Genomic DNA, 17,142 nt, shown 5'->3' with positions numbered 1-17,142 from the left:
GAGGATCAGATGGCAAACAAGGGCTTCGAGCCGGACGTGAAGGTCCGCACGAAGGAATTCAAGATCGGCTGCGTCGGCGCTGGCATGATCATGGCCGAGTGTCATCTCGCTGCCTACAAGGAAGCTGGCTTCCCGGTGGTGGCGATCGCCTCGCGCACCCGGGCCAGCGCCGAGAAGGTGGCGGCGCGCTGGGCCATCCCGACCGTGCACGACACGCCGGAGCAGCTGATCGAGGATACGAATGTCGAGATCATCGACCTTGCCTTTCCGCCCGACCAGCAGCCGGCGCTGATCCGTCACGCACTGAAGCAGAAGCACATCAAGGCGATCCTGGCGCAGAAGCCATTGGCGCTGTCGGTCGAGGAAGCGGTCAAGCTGCGCGACGAGGCGGCCAAGGCCGGCAAGATCCTCTCGGTCAACCAAAACATGCGCTACGACCAGTCGATGCGCGTCTTGAAGCAGATCATCGACAGCGGCGCGCTGGGCGACATCGTCTTCGCGCAGATCGACATGCACGCCATCCCGCACTGGCAGAGCTTCCTGGAAGAATATGACCGGCTGACGCTCGCCAATATGAGCGTGCACCATCTCGACGTGTTGCGCTTCCTGTTCGGCGACCCGGATGAAATCACCACGCTGACGCGCAAGGATCCGCGCACGAAATTCGACCATTCCGACGGCATCACCGTGTCGACGCTGCGCTTCCCGTCCGGCGTGCTCGCCGTGTCGCTGGAGGATGTCTGGTCCGGCCCGCGCCAGGATGGCTACAAGGACGACCAGCACATCAACTGGCGCGTCGACGGCACCAAGGGGGTCGCCAAGGGCACCATCGGCTGGCCGACAGGTGCGGCCTCGACGCTGACCTATGCTTCCACCGAGACGACCGGCGGCGAGTGGGTCAGCCCGAGCTGGGACACGATGTGGTTCCCGCATGCCTTTATCGGCGTGATGGAACAGCTCCAGCACGCGGTGAAGACGGGCACGCCGCCGGCGCTGTCGGTCGCCGACAACGTCAAGACCATGGCGCTGGTCGAGGCGGGCTACCGCTCGATCGACGAGGGCCGCACGGTCAAGCTGTCCGAAATCTCGACAAACTGAATCACTGAGTCGCTTAAAGGGAGGAATTCACACCATGATGCAGGCAGGTATTTTCACGGGCTATTTCCCGTACGGCCTCGAAGAGACGGCGAAGAAGATCCGCGGGCTCGGTTTCAACACGGTGCAGCTCGACCTCCATTTCAAGGATGTCGACCTGTCGGCCGGGCAGATCACCAAGGACAAGGCCAAGACCGTGCGCGACGTTTTCCGCGACCACAATCTGCCGGTCTGCTGCGTGTCGGGCTACACCAACATCATCCATCCGGACAAGGCCGAGCGCGACAAGCGCGTCGGCTACCTCAAGGAGATCATCCGCAACGCCCGCCATTTCGGCAGCCCGTACGTGATCTCGGAGACCGGCACCTACAACACCGAGTCCGACTGGGTGCATCACCCCAAGAACAAGACCGAGGAAGGGTTCGAGGAATGCCGCAAGGTGGTCGCCGACCTTGCCCAGACAGCCTATGACCACGGCGCGGTGTTCCTGCTCGAGACCTATGTCAACAACGTCGTCGGCTCGGTCGAGGAGACGGTGAAGATGTTCGCGCAGGTCGATCATCCCGGCCTTGGACTCTTGATGGATCCGACCAATTATTTCGAGACGCACAACATCGACAGGATGGACCAGATCCTGAACCAGGTGTTCGACACGCTGACGGACAAGATCAGAATAGCGCACGCCAAGGACGTCAAGCGCTCGGGCGGCGACAAGTCCGAGAAGCATGCCGATATCGGTGACGAGGACGCGCTGGAGAGCCACACGTTCCGTGGCGTCGGCGAGATCGAGCTGCCGGCACCCGGCCTCGGCTCGCTGAACTACGATCTCTACCTTCAGCGGCTGGCGCAGAAGCATCCGAACATCCCGGTGATCATCGAGCATCTCTCGGAAGACGACGTGCCGCGCGCCAAGAAGTTCCTCGACGGGAAGTTCCGCGCCAACGGTCTTTGATGGTCATTAGCGCAGCCGATTGATGGGACGACAGTGCAGTGAAGAAGCGGCCGTGACATGGTAGAACTCTACGGCAAGACGCTTTCGCGCCGTCAGGTATCGGAACGTTCGGGCATGCTGTCGCAATTCGCCGGCGTGCGGCTGATGACGCTTGGCGACGGGGTGGAACGCGGCATCCGCATGCTGGAGTTCCGCACCGGTTCGGGCCTGCGCTTCACGGCGCTGGTCGACCGGGCGCTCGATATCGCCGATTGCGACTTCAAGGGCCAGGCGATCGGCTGGCATTCGCCGAGCGGCTTTCGCAACCCCGGCCTGCACGACTACGAGGGGGAAGGCGGACTGGCCTGGGCGCGCTCCTTTTCCGGCCTGCTCGTCACCTGCGGCCTCGACCATATATTGGGCCGGGAAGAAGTGCCGGTCGATACCTACAACTATCCGGGCAGGAAGACCGTGGTGCATTCGCTGCACGGCCGCGTCGGCACCATTCCGGCGCGGCTGACCGGGTATGGCGAGGCCTGGGATGGTGACCGCTGCGTGCTGTGGGCCGAAGGGATCGTCCAGCAATCGGCGGTGTTCGGCGAGGATCTGCATTTATTGCGGCGCATCGAGGCCGATGTCGGCGGCAACGAGATCCGGCTGTCGGACCGCGTCGTCAATCACGGCTTCAACCGTACGCCGCATATGTATTTCTACCATGTCAATGTCAGCCACCCCTTGCTCGACGAGGGCGCGCGCTATCTGGCGCCGATCCGGGACGTCGTCTGGGCAGGCCATGATGGCGAGCTCTACGAGGCGCAGAAGGTCGGCTACCGCACGGTGCCGGCGCCGCGACTGGGTTTCAGCGAGCAGGTCTGGCAGCACGAGATGGCGGCGGACGCCAATGGCGAGGTGCCAGTGGCTGTTGTCAACGACCGTCTCGGACTTGGCTTCGAGGTGGTGACCCGCAAGGACCAGCTGCCTTGCGCCTATCAATGGCAGAATTTCCAGGCAGGGCAGTATGCGCTCGGCATAGAGCCCTCGACACACCATGTGCTCGGCAATCTCGCGGCGCGCGAGCGCGGCGAGATGATCTGGCTGGAGCATGGCGAAAGCCGTTCCTATGACGCGGTGTTCCGGGTGCTCGACGGCGCCGGCGCGATTGCCGCGGCTGAAGCGAAGATCGCGTCGATCGCCAGGCAGCCGCAACAGGATTATCCTGTGCCGTCGGGCAATTTTCCGGGATTGGCGGACAGGGCATGATGCGAAACGAATGCTCCGGCTGGCGGGCCGGAAATCGGAGGTCGATGTGATGGGAAGAAAGCGCGACTACAGCCTGGTCGGCGAAAGCACACGCATCGCGATCGAGACCGGGCTGGCCTCGGCCGAATGGTATCACACCGATGTGCCGCGCAAGGCGATGAAGGAGCTGATGCAACGCTCGGACGGACCGGCCATCCGCGACACGATCATCTGGATCGCTGCCATACTGGGCTCCGCCGCCGGGATCATCTGGTTCTGGGGCACATGGTGGGTGGTGCCGTTCCTGCTCGTCTATGGTGTGCTCTACGGCTCCTCCAGTGACTCGCGCTGGCACGAATGCGGCCACGGCACCGCCTTCCGCACCCGCTGGATGAACGATGTCGTCTACCAGATCGCCAGCTTCATGCTGATGCGCAATCCGGTGACCTGGCGCTGGAGCCATGCTCGCCACCACACCGACACCATCATCGTCGGCCGCGATGCCGAGATCGCGGTGATGCGTCCGCCGGACCTGCTGCGCGCCGCACTTGCCTTCACGGGCATTCTCGATTTCCGCTATTCGCTGCCCACACTGGTGCGCAATGCGTTCGGCAGCATCTCGCCCGACGAAAAGAGTTTTATCCCCGAGATGGAGCTGCGCAAGGCGGTCATCGCCGCGCGCTGGCATATCGCCATCTATGTCGTGACGATCGCGCTGGCGTTCTATTTGTGGTCGTTACTGCCGCTGGTGCTGATCGGCCTGCCGCGCCTCTATGGCAGCTGGCACATGGTGCTGACCGGCCTGCTGCAGCATATCGGGCTGGCCGACAACGTCACCGACCACCGGCTGAACACGCGCACCGTCTACATGAACCCGATCAGCCGCTTCATCTACTGGAACATGAATTATCACGTCGAACATCATATGTTCCCGATGGTGCCCTATCATGCGCTGCCGAAACTTCACGAACTGATCAAGCACGATCTGCCCGAGCCCAATCCATCGATGTGGCATGCCTATCGCGAGGTCTGGCCGGTGCTTATCAGGCAGCTCCGGTACGAGGACTATTTCCTCAAGCGTGAATTGCCGCCGACGGCGCGACCGTACCGGGAGGAGTTCCACGCGCTGACCGTTCCGGCGGCAGCGGAATAGAGTCGCAGGAGACAGAGATGGCCGACTGGGTGGAAGCGTGTGGGGTCAATGATGTCGAGGAAGAGGACGTCATCCGCTTCGATCATGGCGGCCGCACCTTCGCCATCTATCGCAGTCCCGATGACGAGTACTTCGCCACCGACGGCTACTGCACGCATGAGAAGGCACATCTGGCCGACGGGCTGGTGATGGACGACATCATCGAATGCCCAAAGCACAATGGCCGCTTCAACTACAAGACAGGTGTCGCCAAGGGCGCGCCGGTGTGCGTCAATCTCAAGACCTATCCAGTGCGGATCGAAGCTGGCAAGGTCATGATCGAGATCGGCTGACCTGCCGCAGCATACAACAAGAGGGAAACCCTTTCGATGAGCCGAAAAAGACCGACCGTCGCGGACCTGCGCGCCATGAAGGGCAAGCGCCAGCTGACCATGCTGCGCGTGCTGACGATGGACGAGGCCGAGGCGGCCGAGCGGGCAGGGGTCGACATCGTTTCGGTGCCGCCCGAACTGGTGCTCAACCCGCAATACCGCGACGCGGCGCCCAGTCTGTTCACCATGCCGGGAGACAATTTCTACGAGATCGGCACGTCAGACGATTTCCTGCGCTGGGCCTTCCGGCTCTACAAGGCCGGGGCCGACGCGGTCTATTGCAGCGCCGGCTACGCCACCATCAAGCGGATGGCCGACGATGCGATCCCCGTCATAGGCCATGTCGGCCTGATCCCGTCGCGCGCCACCTGGACCGGCGGCTTCAAAGCCGTCGGCAAGACGGCCGACACCGCCATGGAGATCTTCGCGGCGGTCAAGCAGTTGGAGGCCGCCGGCGCCATCGGCGCGGAAATCGAGGTGGTGCCGGTCGAGGTGGCGAAAGCGATCTCGGAGCGCACGTCGCTGATCATGCTGTCGATGGGGGCGGGCACAGGCTGCGACGCGCAATATCTGTTCGCCGATGACATTCTTGGCCAGAACCGTGGCCACATGCCGCGCCATTCCAAGGTCTATCGCAATTTCGCCGCCGAATACGATCGGTTGCAAGCAGAGCGCATCGCCGCGTTCTCGGAATATGTCGCCGACGTCAACAGCCTTGCCTATCCCGAGGACAGGCATGTCGTGCATATGGATCCGGGCGAACTACGCCTGTTCCTGGACAAGGTCGGTCGGGCTTAAGGCCGCTTGCCAATTTCCACCCGCGAGCATCGCGTAGAGCCCTTCGGCGTCGATGCCGAGCGGCCGGTCCTTCTTCAAGCCAGGGACCAGCGCGCGTATTGCCTTGTGAATTGCAGCGGTGCGTGGCGCCAGGGTCAGCCCTTCACGCAGGTCGACGGCCTGCGCGGCGGCCATCAATTCAAAGGCGATCAGCCGCCGCCACAGGTCGATCATCTCGGCGCATTTTGCAACCGCCAGCGGCGTCTGCGTGGCATGATCCTCGACGCCTTCCGACACGGGCAGGAAGTCGAGCATCACCGGATTGGCCTTGTGGCGAATGGCGGCAAGGATCGATGCCACTACCTTCTGCAACGGCACGAACCCGGCCGAGGCGCCGCCGACCGGCGACAGATATTTCGGCAGGCCGTTGCGGCCCGAACCGGTGAGCTGGATGAAGCGGGCGGCACTCGCGGCGGCACATTGAGCGATTGCCAGGCTGAGGGTCTCGAAGGCCAGCGAAAGTGCGGCGGTGTGGAAATTGCCGGTCGACAGCACCAGCTCGTCATCGCCCAGCACCAGCGGGTTGTCGGCGGCGGCGTTGAGTTCGATCTCGACGGCATGCCTGGCCTGACCGATCGCATCGATCAGCGCTCCGTGGATCGACGGCATGCAGCGTATCGACAGCGGATCCTGCAACGTCGTTGGCGCCGGCGGCTCGTCACGGGCGAGCAGATCGTGCAGTGACTTTGCCGCCTCCTGCTGGCCAGCCGCCGGTCGCGCCATATGCAGGCGCGGGTCGAGGATGGTGCGGTTGGCACCAAAACCTTCCATGGTCAGCGCGCCGGCCTGCTGCTGCTGGGCAAGGGCGGACAGTGCATCCGTCACCGCAAGTGCGCCGCTGCCGGCTGAGACCGCCGAAGCATTGATCAGCGACAGGCCGTCCTTCGGCGCCAGGCTGACGGGGGCGAGACGGGCCATCATCAGCGCCTTGACCGCCGGCATGCGGCGACCCTGATAGTCTGCCTCGCCTTCGCCGGTGAGCATGCGGGCGAGTGCCGTCATCAGCACCAGATCGCCGGCGCCGATCGAGCCGAGCGACGGCATGACAGGATGGACGCCGGCATTGAGCGCGTCGACCAAGGCGACGAAGACGTAAGGCGAAAGGCCGGAGCCTCCAGCTGACAGCATCGCGGCACGCGCCACCATGGTTGCGCGAACGGCTTCGACCGGCAGCGTTTCGCCGACCGCGCCGCTGCGTCCCTCCAGCAATTGCCGCTGAAAGGTGCTGGCGTCGCCCTCTACAGCGATACCGAGATTGGCGCCGAGGCCGGTGTTCAGGCCATAGATCTGCTGGCCGGATGCGGCGGCCTGGTCGAGCACTTTTCGCGCTTTCTCCAGCCGGCCGAGGACATCAGGTCCAATCTCCACCTTGCGCCTATCACGGGCGACGGCGGCGACGTCGCCAACGCCGACGTCGGTCCCGGTGAGGAGAAGCGCGGTCATGCGAAGCGCAGCCTCTGGCCGATGCCCTGCGCCCGCGCCTTGGCCAGCATCGCCTTGCCCAGTGCAATGTCTGACAGCGACAGGCCGCGATGCCAGAACAGGATCGTTTCTTCGTCATTCTCACGCCCGACCTTGAGACCGGCGGCGATCTGACCGAGTTCGGCATGCAGCGTCTTTTCGCTCAGCCGTCCGGTCTCGACATGAGCGCGTAGCGAGCCGAACTTGCCGCCCTTGCACTGGCCCCAGTCGTCGACGACCATCTTCCGCATGATGTCCGTCAGCGACAGCTCGACAGCACTCATCGTGCCATAGGGCACGACCAGCGCGCCGGGCTTGATCCATTCGGTCTTCAACAATGGTTGTGGCTCCGGTAGCCGCGAGGCTTCGACGACGATGTCGGCGCCCTCGATGCAGCTCTTCCAGTCGGCCACCGCCGTCACCGTCTTGCCGAGGTCGGCGGACAGTTTGGCGGCAAAACCGTCGCGGCTTTCCGGGCGGCGCGAATGGACGCGGATCTCGTCGAAGTCGAAGAGGTGGTCGAGCAGGCGCACATTCCAGTAGGCGGTGCCGCGCGCGCCGATATGGGCCAGCACCTTGGAATTCTTGCGCGCCAGATGCTTGGCCCCGATTGCGGTGACGGCGCCGGTGCGCATGTCGGTGATGACGGTGGCGTCGAGGATGGCGCGCGGCGTGCCGGTGCGCGGATCGAACAGATTGAGGATGCCGAATTCGGAAGGCAGCCCGTGCAGGTAATTGTCGACATAGTCGCCGACGATTTTCACGCCCGCCGTGTCGAGCGGCGCGACGTAGCCGCGCAAGACGTTGAAATGGCCGTGGAAGGACGGGTCCGGCTCGAGATGAACGCGCGGCTCGATCACCGTCTGGCCCTTGCCTTGCGCCACCAGGCCAGCCTCGACGGCGGCAATGATTTCATCATCGGTCATGGCAAGGGCATCGATGTCGAGGGCATTGAGGTAGTCGATGTAGATGGGCTTCATTTTACGCGCACACTTTCCTCGGCCACCCCGCTCATCCCCATAGCAGGCGGCGGCGCGACACGAAAGTTTGTTGCGCCGTCTCTGGACGCGGCCAGTCAAATGCTGTTCAAACCGGTTCCGTCATGACTGCCATTCCCGAGACTGAAGCCTTACCCGAAACGGCCACCAATGCGCGGCGCGTGGCGCTGATCGTCGCCATCGCCTTCTTCATGCAGTTGCTGGATTCGACGATCATCTCGACCTCGCTGCCGCAGATGGGCGAGTCGTTCGGCGTGCCGGCGGTGGCGATGAGCATCGGCATCACCGTATACATGCTGACCATGGCGGTGTTCGTGCCGCTGTCGGGCTGGCTCGCCGACCGGTTCGGCGCCCGCAACATCTTCCTGCTGGCGATCGTCCTGTTCACACTGGCCTCGCTTGCCTGCGGCTTCTCTGAAAATCTGACCCAATTCGTCGCCGCACGTATCGTGCAAGGGCTTGGCAGCGCGCTGATGACGCCGGTCGGACGCATTCTCGTGCTGCGCAACGCGTCGAAGTCGGAGTTGCTCAACGCCACGGCACTGATCACCTGGCCGGCGCTGTTTGCGCCAGTGGTCGGGCCGGTGCTCGGCGGCTTCATCACCACCTACCTGTCCTGGCACTGGAATTTCTTCATCAACATCCCGCTCGGCGTGGTCGGACTGACGCTGGTCGCGCGTTTCATTCCGGGCGACCGCGAGGCCGACCCCAAACCGCTGGACTGGCCTGGCTTCGTGCTCACGTCGGCCGGGCTCGCTTTGCTGCTCTACGGCCTCGAGCGCATCGCGCATCCGGAGGATGGCGTCCTGCCGACCGTGGCGCTGATTGCCGCGGGCATCGTCATCGGTTGGCTGGCGGTGCGGCATCTCAGGCGTGCGCCGCATCCGCTGCTCGATCTCTCGTCGTTCAAGGTGCTGACCTTCGCCATCTCGACGCTGGCCGCGGGCACCATTTTCCGGGTGGCGATCAACGCCACGCCGTTCCTGTTGCCGCTGCTGTTCCAGGTCGGCTTTGGCCTCAGCCCCGTCGATGCCGGCATGATGATCCTTGCCTATTTCCTCGGCAATCTCGGCATGAAGACGGTGACGACGCCAACGCTGCGCCGCTTCGGCTTCCGGTCGGTGCTGGTCGTCAACGGCATGATCGCCTCGGCGGCGATCATGGCCTGCGCGGCGATCTCGCCGCAGACGCCGCATGCGCTGGTGGCGGCGCTGATGCTGATCGCCGGCCTGTCGCGCTCGATGCAGTTCACCGCACTCAATACGCTGGCCTTCGCCGATATCGATGCGGCGCAGCGCAGCTCGGCGGCGACGCTGTCCTCGATGCTGCAGCAGGTGGCGATGCTGTTCGGCGTCGCGGTGGCGGCGGCGATCCTCAATCTGTCGCAGATCGTCCGGGGTCGGCCCGCTCTCGACCTCGTGGATTTTCGAATCGCCTTCCTGGCGATCGGCGCCATCGGACTGGTGGCGGCGTTGCGTTTTCTCGCGCTGCCGCCGGGTGCGGGCGCCGAGGTTTCCGGCCACGCGCCGGGAAATTAAGATCGATTTTTCCGCCTGATGCGGAGATAAATTCCGTCTTGTCCTTTCGCCTTGGTGCACGCTTTCGCGAGCGGCCGCAATGGCGCAACCAATTGCCAAAAGTGCAGGCTTTTCCGGGCATTGCGCCAGCTTCGGCAATCGATGCGTCCACTCGGTGAATATCGCTGCCAGCCTGGGTTCTGAACGCGGATTCATTTGACGAACAGGCGCTGAGCCGATTAGCTTTCTTCCCAGGAATGGCGGCACCTGCCATCGGGGCAAACGCAGACATGAACACGATCGGCTGGCCGAATGTCAGGAGCCTGAATCAGGAAGGTATTGTCTTTGCCATCGCGGTGGTGCTGTTCGTCGCCGCGGCAATAGGCCTGCCAGGCTTCATCGACCCCAACAACCTCGTCGCCATCGTCCGCTCCGTGTCGGTACTGGGAATACTGGCGCTTGGCATGGCCGTCGTCATCATCGGCCGCGGCATCGACCTCTCGGCGGTGGCGATCATGGCGATGTCGGTCGCCTGGTATCTGCAACTGCTGAATTCGGGGACGCCGGACGGGCTGGCCTTCGCCTATGTGCTGGCCGGCGTGCTGGCCATCGGTCTGCTCAACGGCTTTCTCGTTGCCTATGCCGATGTGCCGGCGATTTTCGTGACGCTGGCGACGGGCTCCTTCGTCTTCGGCTATGTGCGCTCACAGCTGATCACGCAGGATGCCGTGCCGGTGCCGCAGGGCCATTGGGTCGAGCTGCTGGGTGGCCTGCGCTTCCTCGATGTTCCGATCGAGGTGTTCGTCTTCGCGGGCCTGGCGTTCCTGTTCTTCCTGTTCCTGCGCTACACCAAATGGGGCCGCTACATCTATTTCGCCGGCGACAATCCGGTGGCCGCCCGCAACATCGGCATTCCGGTGCGGCCGATGCTGGTGCTGCGCTATGTGCTTTCCGCCTTCGTCGCGCTGATCGCCGGCCTGCTGACGGCGGCCAGCCTGCATTCGATCAACACCCGCGTCGTCAATTCGACGCTGCTCTATGACATCGTGCTGGTGGCGGTGATCGGCGGCATCGGCCTGTCCGGCGGGCGCGGCGGGGTGCGCAATGTGCTGGTCGGTGCGGCGCTGATCGGCATCCTGCTCAACGCCATGACCATCATCGACATTCCGCTGCTCTACCAGAACCTGATCAAGGCGGCGATCCTGCTGGGGGCAATCATCGTCGACGGCATCATCAATCCACGTGACGAGCAGACCGCCCAGCAGGGTGACATCTAGGGGTACCCGGTCCGATCCATCCCGATCGGCCGGCAATGAAAATCGAAAACGAGAGGATCTGACATGAAATTCATCAGGACATTGATGGCCGCCGCCACGGCACTCGCCGTCACCGCCTTCGTGGCGCCAACCTTCGCCGCCGACGATCCCGGCCCGGCTGCCTATGCGCAGGCACTCAAGGGCAAGCGTGTCATGCTGGTGCCGCTGGCGATGGGCTTCGACCTGGCGCAAGGCTGGGCGCATTACCTGAAGACCGAAGTCGAGGCCTGGGGCGGCATGTTGGAGACGCGCGACCCGAACTGGGTCGTCGATGCCGGCGCGCAGGCGATCACCGACGCCATTTCGTCGGACACCAGGCCTGATGTGCTGATCATCCATGCACCGGACCTAAACTCCTACTCCAAGCTGATGAAGAAGGCGCAGGCCGCCGGCACCTACGTCATCCTGGTCGACAATCCCGCCAACTTCCCGGCCGACGCCTTTATCGGCAGCGACTGGGACCGGCTTGGCCAGCTCGAGGCCGAAGCGGCGATCAAGGGCTGCGGCGAAACCTCGTCGAAGAAGATCGGCCTCGTGCAGGGCGACCAGGCGAATTCGTCGAGCCTCTATCAGTATGCCGGCATCATGAAGGTGCTGGACAAGCATCCCGACTTCAAGGTCGTGGCGAAGCCCGACTCCAACTGGGACGCAACGACCTCGCGCAACGTGACGACGACGATGCTGCAGCAGAACCCGGACATTTGCTCGATCATCGATTTCTGGGACGGTGACGCCACCGGCGCTTCCGCCGCGATCCGCGACGCCAAGCTCGACGGCAAGGTGTTCCTGGTCACCACCGGCGGTGGCGAGAAGACGGCCGATTGCGACAAGCTGCAGGACGGCACGTATGGCGCCGTGGTGATGACCGATCTTGCCCGCCAGTCGGGCGACATGAACGCCATCATCAAGTTCTTGCTGCAGAGCGGGCAGCCGGCCGGTACCTCGCACACCTACATCTACACGCTGGAGAAGGCGACGACCAAGGCCGACCTCAAGCCCGACAGCTGCTGGGATCTGAAGGCGCTGCAGGCCGAGGCGGCGGCGAAGTAGGATCTGCGCGATTGATATCAACGAGGTGGCCGGGATGTCTCCACGAGGTAATTCTCGACGTTGGCGCCGCCCCTCATCCGCCTGCCGGCACCTTCTCCCCGTATAGTGACGGGGAGAAGGGAGCTACCCACGTATTGAAGCGCCTGTCGCGACGGTCGGGAAGTAAGCTCCAACGCTGGCGACCCCTCTCCTCGTTCTTCACGGGGAGAGGGTAAGGGTGAGGGGCAGCGCCGACGTGAAGTGATTGCCTTTGGATCGGCCGGCCACCCCTTCTTCTTTCTCATGGAATAGCAGCAGCCGATGTCCTTTCGCGAACGCCTCCAGTCCTGGCGCTACAATCTCGTGCCCGACCATGTCGTCGGCGAGATCCTGACCAAACGCTGGACCGACAACGCCATTCCGTTCCTGGCGCTGGTGGCGACGCTGGCAACCTTCGGCTCGATCATTCCCGGCTTCTTCAAGCTGACCGCGCTGCAGGAATCGACCCGGCAGCTCGGCGAGTTCTCGATGGTGGTCACCGGCATGACGGTGGTGATGCTGGGCGGCGGCATCGACCTGTCGGTCGGCTCGATCTTCGCGCTATCCTGCTTTTCCGCTGTCTATGTCTTCTTCATCCTCGAACAGTCGATCTGGCTGGCGCTGGCCGCTTCGCTCGCCACCGGCCTCATCTTCGGCGCCATCAACGGCTATCTCGTCGGCTACCTCAGGCTGCGCGCCTTTCTCACCACGCTGGTCACCTTCATCTTCGGACGGGCGCTGTTCGACATCCTGGTCACCACCTATGCCGCCGATGTGCAGCTCTCGACCGCCACATCGGATGTGCTCGACTTCATCGGCGACAGCACGTTCTGGGGGCTGTCGATCTCGGTGTGGCTGGCGATCATCCTGGCCATCGTCACCCATATCGCGCTGACGCGTTCGCGGCCGGGCTGGCACGTGCTGGCGGTCGGCGGCTCCAGGCGTTCGGCGCACAATGCCGGCATCCGCGTGCGCCGCACCGTGTTCATGACTTATGTCTTCTCGGGCTTCTGCGCTTCCATCGGCGGCTTCCTCATCGCTTGCCGCCTAAGCGGGGCAGGGCCGGGCACCGGCCTCAACCTCGAGATCATGGCACTGACGGCGGCGGTGGTCGGCGGCGTCAGCCTCGGTGGCGGCCGCGGCTCGGTGATCAAGGGGCTGATGGGCGCCATCATCGTGCTGACCATGACCAACGGGCTGATCCGGCTGGGCTACGGCACCGGCACCAACCAGATGGTGCTGGGCATCATGCTGGCGGTGGCGGTGACGATCGACATCCGCTGGCTGAAGAACCGCCACAAGGTGCTGAACGAGGTCTATGTCGCGCCGGTCTATCTCAAGATGGGCGAGACACAGTCGGCCGCACCCGGCTCCGGCACGCCCTACGAGCTCGACAACAGGCTGTCTGCCGCCGACCATATCGGGCTTGGCGAGTTGGAGGGGCCGGAAGATGTCATCCTCGACCGCGACGACAACCTCTATTGCGGCACGCGCCACGGCGAGATCGTCCGCTTCTTCGCGCCGGATTATGTCAGGTCGGAAGTGTTTGCCCACATCGGCGGCTTTCCGCTGGGCCTCGCCTTCGACAAATCGGGCAATCTGATCAGCTGCGTCGGCGCCATGGGGCTCTATTCGGTCTCGCCGGATCGGGAGGTCAAACGCCTGTCAGCGGAAACATCGCGCTCCTGGACTTCGATCGTCGACGATGCGCGGTTGCGCGACCCCAATGACTGCGACATCGCGCCGGACGGGCGGATCTATTTCACCGACTCGACCAAGCGCTACGATGCCCACGATTGGACGCTGGACTCGATCGAGAACCGCGCCACCGGCCGGCTGCTGGTCTACGACCCGAAGGACGGTTCGACCAGGACGCTGCTCGACGGCTACCGCTACACCAATGGTGTTTGCATGGCGCATGACGGCAAGTCGCTGTTCTTCGCCGAAAGCTGGGCCTGCCGCGTGCATCGCTACTGGCTGGAAGGGCCGAAGGCCGGCACCGCCGAATGCGTCATCCGCGACATGCCGGGCTATCCCGACAACATCAACCGCGCCTCCGACGGCAATTACTGGATGGCCTGGCTGGGCATGCGCACGCCGAGCTTCGACCTGTCGCTGCGCCACCCTGACATGCGCAAGCGCATGACGCGCCGGCTGCCGCAGGATGAATGGCTGTTCCCCAACATCAACACCGGCGGCGTGGTGAAATTCAACGAGAACGGCGGCATCGTCGAGGCGATGGGCGACCTCACCGGCGACGCGCATCCGATGGTCACCTCGATGCGCGAGCATAAGGGTTTTCTGTTCGTCGGCGGTATCCTCAACAACCGCATCGGCCGCTACAAGATCGCTGGCGCCGATCCGAATTGGACCAGCCCCGCTTCCTATTGGGGGGCGAAATCATGATCCTCGATCCGGTGCTCGACCTGTTTCGCGGCAAGGCGGTGACCATCCCGCCGCTCGACGGCGCCTTCCGCCCCAACACGCGGCTGGACGATGCGCCGGCTTTTGCTGAACTGACCGAGCCGGACAATCTGCTGGTTACCGGTGACAGGCTGCTGGCCTCCAGCGGTAACGCCATCCATGCGATTGCCGCAGGCGCGGAGACTGTCGTGGTCGAGACCTTTCCGTCTCCCGTCACCGCGCTGGCGCTATCACCAACGGGCGACCTGACAGTCGGGTTGGAGAACGGCAAGCTGCTGATTGGCGGCAGGGACATTTCGCTGCCGGCCGAGATCCGCTGCATCACCGCACTTGCCTATGCAGACGATGGCACGCTGTGGCTGGCCAATGGCTCGGCCGAGCACGCGCCCTCGCAATGGGCCGCCGACCTGATGAAGAAGGGAGCGTCCGGTTCGCTTTGGAAGCGGGATGCGGTAGGTGGCGGCTTCCGCAAATTGGCCGGCGACATCGCCTTCCCCTATGGGCTCTATCCCGTCGGCAGGGATGTTCTGGTCAGCGAAAGCTGGCGCCATCAGCTTGTCCGCTTCGATGGCGCGACGGGCAACCGTTCGACGGTGTTGACGCATCTGCCAGGCTATCCCGCGCGCCTATCGCCTGCCGTTGATGGTGGAGCTTGGCTGACCTTGTTTGCGCCGCGCAACCGGCTGATCGAATTTGTTTTGCAGGAAACGCACTATCGGCAGGACATGCTCGACCAGGTGCCGCCGGCTTATTGGATCGCGCCGGCGCTTGCCTCCAGCCGCAGTTTCCTCGAACCGCTGCAATGCGGCGGCATCCGCGCCATGGGCATCCACAAGCCGTGGTCGCCGAGCCGCTCCTATGGGCTGGTGGTCAAGCTCGACCAAAACATGCAGCCGCAATTCAGCCTGCACAGCCGCGCCAACGGCACGCGCCACGGCATCTGCAGCGTGGCGGAAAAGGACGGCAGCCTGTTCATCGCCTCCAGGGGCGGTGACTGCGTGCTGGTGATCGACCTCGCATCGGGAGGTTTTTGATGGAACCGATCGTCCGGCTGGAGAACGTTACCAAGAACTATCGCGGCGTACCGGCGGTGAAGAACGTCAGCTTTGAGCTGCGCAAGGGAGAAATCCACGCGCTGCTCGGCGAGAACGGCGCGGGAAAATCGACGCTGACCAAGATTATTGCCGGCGTGGTCGACGCCTCCTCCGGCAAGATGTTCCACAAGGGGCAAGAGATCGCCTACGCTTCGCCGCATGCCGCCCTTGAAGCCGGCATCGCGATGGTGTTCCAGGAAACCAGCCTGGTGCCGTCGATGACAGTGGCGCAGAACCTTTATCTCGGCACTGAAAAGTTCCTCAACCGGCTGCGCGGCACCTACATTTCGGCTCAGCAGTTCCTGCAATCGCTGAATTTTCCAGTCGACCCGAACGCCATGGTGGCAACGCTGGGTGCGGCCAAGCGGCAGATGGTCGAGATCGCACGGGCGGTGCACCATAATGCCGAGATCATCATCTTCGACGAGCCGACGGCGACGCTGACGCCGGAGGAGAAACGCCATTTCTTCGCGCTGATCCGCAGGCTGAAAGCGAGCGGCGTGTCGATCGTCTTCATCAGCCACGCGCTGGAAGAGGCACTGCTGATTGCCGACCGCATCACCATCCTGCGTGACGGCGAACTGGTCATCACCGACGACACGTCCGCCTTCGACCGTGACAGGATCGTCGCCGCAATGGTCGGGCGCACGCTGTCGGGGCAGATCTACCGGCAGCGCGATGAAGCCAAGCTGCGCAAGGCAGGCCGGAAGGTTCTGTCGGTGCAGGACATCTCGATGAGCAATGTCGTGCGCAACACGTCCTTCTCGATCTTCGAGGGCCAGATCACCGGCGTGTTCGGGCTGATCGGCTCCGGCCGCACCGAGACCTTCAAGATCGTCTCCGGCATCTACAAGCGCGATTTCCTGCGCGGCGGCGCCATCGAGCTGGATGACAGGCCAGTGCGCTATCTCGTGCCGAGCGAAGCGGTGGCCGACGGCATCGTCTATGTCACCGAGGACCGCAAGAGCGAGGGCATTTTCGAGACGATGGGCATTGCCGAGAACCTGTTCGGCGGGCTCTTGGCGGCGGGCCGCGAAAAGGCCTGGGTGATCAACGCGCAGGAGATGCGCGCGCTGTCGGCCGAATGGACCAAGACGCTCAACATCAAGGCGATCAACGACAATGCGCGCGTGGTCGAGCTCTCCGGCGGCAACCAGCAGAAGGTGGTGATCGGCAAGGGGCTGGTGCAGCGGCCGCGCATCGTCATCTTCGACGAACCGACGCGCGGCGTCGATGTCGGCGCGATCGCCGAGATCCACCAGATCATCAACCGGCTGGCTGACGAGGGCCTGGCCGTCGTCGTCATCTCGTCCTATCTGCCTGAAATCATGAATCTGTCCGACCGTATTCTTGTCTGCCGCCAGGGCCGCATCGTCGAGGAGTTTTCACCGGCGGAGGCCACGGAGGAGAAGATCATGTACGCGGCCGTGCATTAGGGTGCTGGAGCAGGAAGCGAATGGGCGTGCCGCTGGCTCGAACATTGTGGAGATCAACCGCAGCGCCCGTCATTTCGTCATCCACGGGCGGAGCAAGGAGCGTAGCGACGCAGCGCTGACCCGAGGATCCTGTGTGTTGTTCCCATGCTATGTTTGAAGTGGGAAGGAGACCGAGAGGATCCTGGTCGTCCTTTCACAGGAC

The 17,142-nt window shown here is 63.6% G+C and carries 14 protein-coding genes; 12 read left to right on the top strand and 2 right to left on the bottom strand.

What is annotated here, in order from left to right:
* The first annotated feature begins 9 nt into the window (after positions 1-9).
* From NKH19_RS29665 to NKH19_RS29640, 6 genes are read left to right on the top strand one after another with little or no spacing between them, the layout of a single operon-like run.
* Positions 10-1,098, top strand: coding sequence for a Gfo/Idh/MocA family protein (locus NKH19_RS29665; RefSeq protein WP_352873295.1), 1,089 nt, complete (start codon positions 10-12; stop codon positions 1,096-1,098).
* Positions 1,099-1,132: 34 nt separating this feature from the next.
* On the top strand, positions 1,133-2,047 hold the full coding sequence (locus NKH19_RS29660; protein ID WP_352873293.1) for a sugar phosphate isomerase/epimerase family protein: 915 nt from the start codon (positions 1,133-1,135) through the stop codon (positions 2,045-2,047).
* Positions 2,048-2,104: 57 nt separating this feature from the next.
* Complete coding sequence (locus tag NKH19_RS29655) at positions 2,105-3,286, top strand: aldose 1-epimerase family protein (protein ID WP_352873292.1); 1,182 nt, start codon at positions 2,105-2,107, stop codon at positions 3,284-3,286.
* A gap of 49 nt (positions 3,287-3,335) precedes the next feature.
* The gene (locus NKH19_RS29650; protein WP_352873290.1) at positions 3,336-4,418 is read left to right on the top strand and encodes a fatty acid desaturase family protein; all 1,083 of its coding nucleotides are present in this window, start codon (positions 3,336-3,338) and stop codon (positions 4,416-4,418) included.
* Positions 4,419-4,435: 17 nt separating this feature from the next.
* Entirely contained in the window at positions 4,436-4,750 is a 315-nt protein-coding gene (locus tag NKH19_RS29645) for a MocE family 2Fe-2S type ferredoxin (protein WP_352873288.1), read from the top strand.
* A 36-nt stretch (positions 4,751-4,786) separates the two neighbouring features.
* Entirely contained in the window at positions 4,787-5,587 is an 801-nt protein-coding gene (locus NKH19_RS29640; RefSeq protein WP_352659027.1) for a 3-methyl-2-oxobutanoate hydroxymethyltransferase, read from the top strand.
* Here NKH19_RS29640 and NKH19_RS29635 read toward each other — a convergent pair.
* Both NKH19_RS29635 and NKH19_RS29630 read right to left on the bottom strand, forming a co-directional pair.
* Positions 5,552-7,069 carry an HAL/PAL/TAL family ammonia-lyase gene (locus tag NKH19_RS29635; RefSeq protein WP_352873286.1) on the bottom strand — a complete coding sequence of 506 codons (1,518 nt, stop codon included), beginning with the start codon at positions 7,067-7,069 and terminating at the stop codon, positions 5,552-5,554. The two genes, NKH19_RS29640 and NKH19_RS29635, sit on opposite strands and share 36 nt — an antisense overlap.
* Positions 7,066-8,067 (bottom strand): ornithine cyclodeaminase family protein, encoded by a 1,002-nt coding sequence (locus tag NKH19_RS29630; RefSeq protein WP_352873285.1) that lies wholly within the window; start codon positions 8,065-8,067, stop codon positions 7,066-7,068. Before NKH19_RS29630 ends, NKH19_RS29635 begins: the two co-directional genes overlap by 4 nt.
* A 122-nt stretch (positions 8,068-8,189) precedes the next feature.
* Here NKH19_RS29630 and NKH19_RS29625 point away from each other — a divergent pair, with 122 nt between their 5' ends.
* The 6 genes from NKH19_RS29625 to NKH19_RS29600 all read left to right on the top strand — a co-directional run bounded on the left by NKH19_RS29625 (position 8,190) and on the right by NKH19_RS29600 (position 16,940).
* A complete protein-coding gene (locus NKH19_RS29625; RefSeq protein WP_352873284.1) occupies positions 8,190-9,623 on the top strand; it encodes a DHA2 family efflux MFS transporter permease subunit in 1,434 nt (477 codons plus the stop codon).
* Between the two features lie 269 nt (positions 9,624-9,892).
* On the top strand, positions 9,893-10,879 hold the full coding sequence (locus NKH19_RS29620) for an ABC transporter permease (RefSeq protein WP_352873283.1): 987 nt from the start codon (positions 9,893-9,895) through the stop codon (positions 10,877-10,879).
* Positions 10,880-10,942: 63 nt separating this feature from the next.
* The gene (locus tag NKH19_RS29615) at positions 10,943-11,968 is read left to right on the top strand and encodes a sugar ABC transporter substrate-binding protein (RefSeq protein ID WP_352873282.1); all 1,026 of its coding nucleotides are present in this window, start codon (positions 10,943-10,945) and stop codon (positions 11,966-11,968) included.
* 300 nt (positions 11,969-12,268) lie between these two features.
* Entirely contained in the window at positions 12,269-14,392 is a 2,124-nt protein-coding gene (locus tag NKH19_RS29610; RefSeq protein ID WP_352983366.1) for an ABC transporter permease, read from the top strand.
* A complete protein-coding gene (locus NKH19_RS29605) occupies positions 14,389-15,444 on the top strand; it encodes an SMP-30/gluconolactonase/LRE family protein (RefSeq protein WP_352873280.1) in 1,056 nt (351 codons plus the stop codon). The genes NKH19_RS29610 and NKH19_RS29605 overlap by 4 nt, the downstream gene beginning before the upstream one ends.
* Positions 15,444-16,940, top strand: a complete 1,497-nt coding sequence (locus tag NKH19_RS29600; RefSeq protein ID WP_352873279.1) for a sugar ABC transporter ATP-binding protein — start codon at positions 15,444-15,446, stop codon at positions 16,938-16,940. The genes NKH19_RS29605 and NKH19_RS29600 overlap by 1 nt, the downstream gene beginning before the upstream one ends.
* Positions 16,941-17,142: the final 202 nt, after the last annotated feature.

The sequence above is a fragment of the Mesorhizobium sp. M1338 genome (assembly GCF_040318045.1).
Taxonomy (GTDB): Bacteria; Pseudomonadota; Alphaproteobacteria; order Rhizobiales; family Rhizobiaceae; genus Mesorhizobium.
Note: the sequence above shows the minus strand (reverse complement) of the source record. Positions and strands in the feature narration are given on the sequence as shown.

What these genes read in the sequence shown, in the direction of transcription:
- NKH19_RS29665 (WP_352873295.1), top strand. Translation starts at nt 10, where the DNA reads ATGGCAAACAAGGGCTTCGAGCCGGACGTGAAGGTCCGCACGAAGGAA.
- NKH19_RS29660 (WP_352873293.1), top strand. Translation starts at nt 1,133, where the DNA reads ATGATGCAGGCAGGTATTTTCACGGGCTATTTCCCGTACGGCCTCGAA.
- NKH19_RS29655 (WP_352873292.1), top strand. Translation starts at nt 2,105, where the DNA reads ATGGTAGAACTCTACGGCAAGACGCTTTCGCGCCGTCAGGTATCGGAA.
- NKH19_RS29650 (WP_352873290.1), top strand. Translation starts at nt 3,336, where the DNA reads ATGGGAAGAAAGCGCGACTACAGCCTGGTCGGCGAAAGCACACGCATC.
- NKH19_RS29645 (WP_352873288.1), top strand. Translation starts at nt 4,436, where the DNA reads ATGGCCGACTGGGTGGAAGCGTGTGGGGTCAATGATGTCGAGGAAGAG.
- NKH19_RS29640 (WP_352659027.1), top strand. Translation starts at nt 4,787, where the DNA reads ATGAGCCGAAAAAGACCGACCGTCGCGGACCTGCGCGCCATGAAGGGC.
- NKH19_RS29635 (WP_352873286.1), bottom strand. Translation starts at nt 7,069, where the DNA reads ATGACCGCGCTTCTCCTCACCGGGACCGACGTCGGCGTTGGCGACGTC.
- NKH19_RS29630 (WP_352873285.1), bottom strand. Translation starts at nt 8,067, where the DNA reads ATGAAGCCCATCTACATCGACTACCTCAATGCCCTCGACATCGATGCC.
- NKH19_RS29625 (WP_352873284.1), top strand. Translation starts at nt 8,190, where the DNA reads ATGACTGCCATTCCCGAGACTGAAGCCTTACCCGAAACGGCCACCAAT.
- NKH19_RS29620 (WP_352873283.1), top strand. Translation starts at nt 9,893, where the DNA reads ATGAACACGATCGGCTGGCCGAATGTCAGGAGCCTGAATCAGGAAGGT.
- NKH19_RS29615 (WP_352873282.1), top strand. Translation starts at nt 10,943, where the DNA reads ATGAAATTCATCAGGACATTGATGGCCGCCGCCACGGCACTCGCCGTC.
- NKH19_RS29610 (WP_352983366.1), top strand. Translation starts at nt 12,269, where the DNA reads ATGTCCTTTCGCGAACGCCTCCAGTCCTGGCGCTACAATCTCGTGCCC.
- NKH19_RS29605 (WP_352873280.1), top strand. Translation starts at nt 14,389, where the DNA reads ATGATCCTCGATCCGGTGCTCGACCTGTTTCGCGGCAAGGCGGTGACC.
- NKH19_RS29600 (WP_352873279.1), top strand. Translation starts at nt 15,444, where the DNA reads ATGGAACCGATCGTCCGGCTGGAGAACGTTACCAAGAACTATCGCGGC.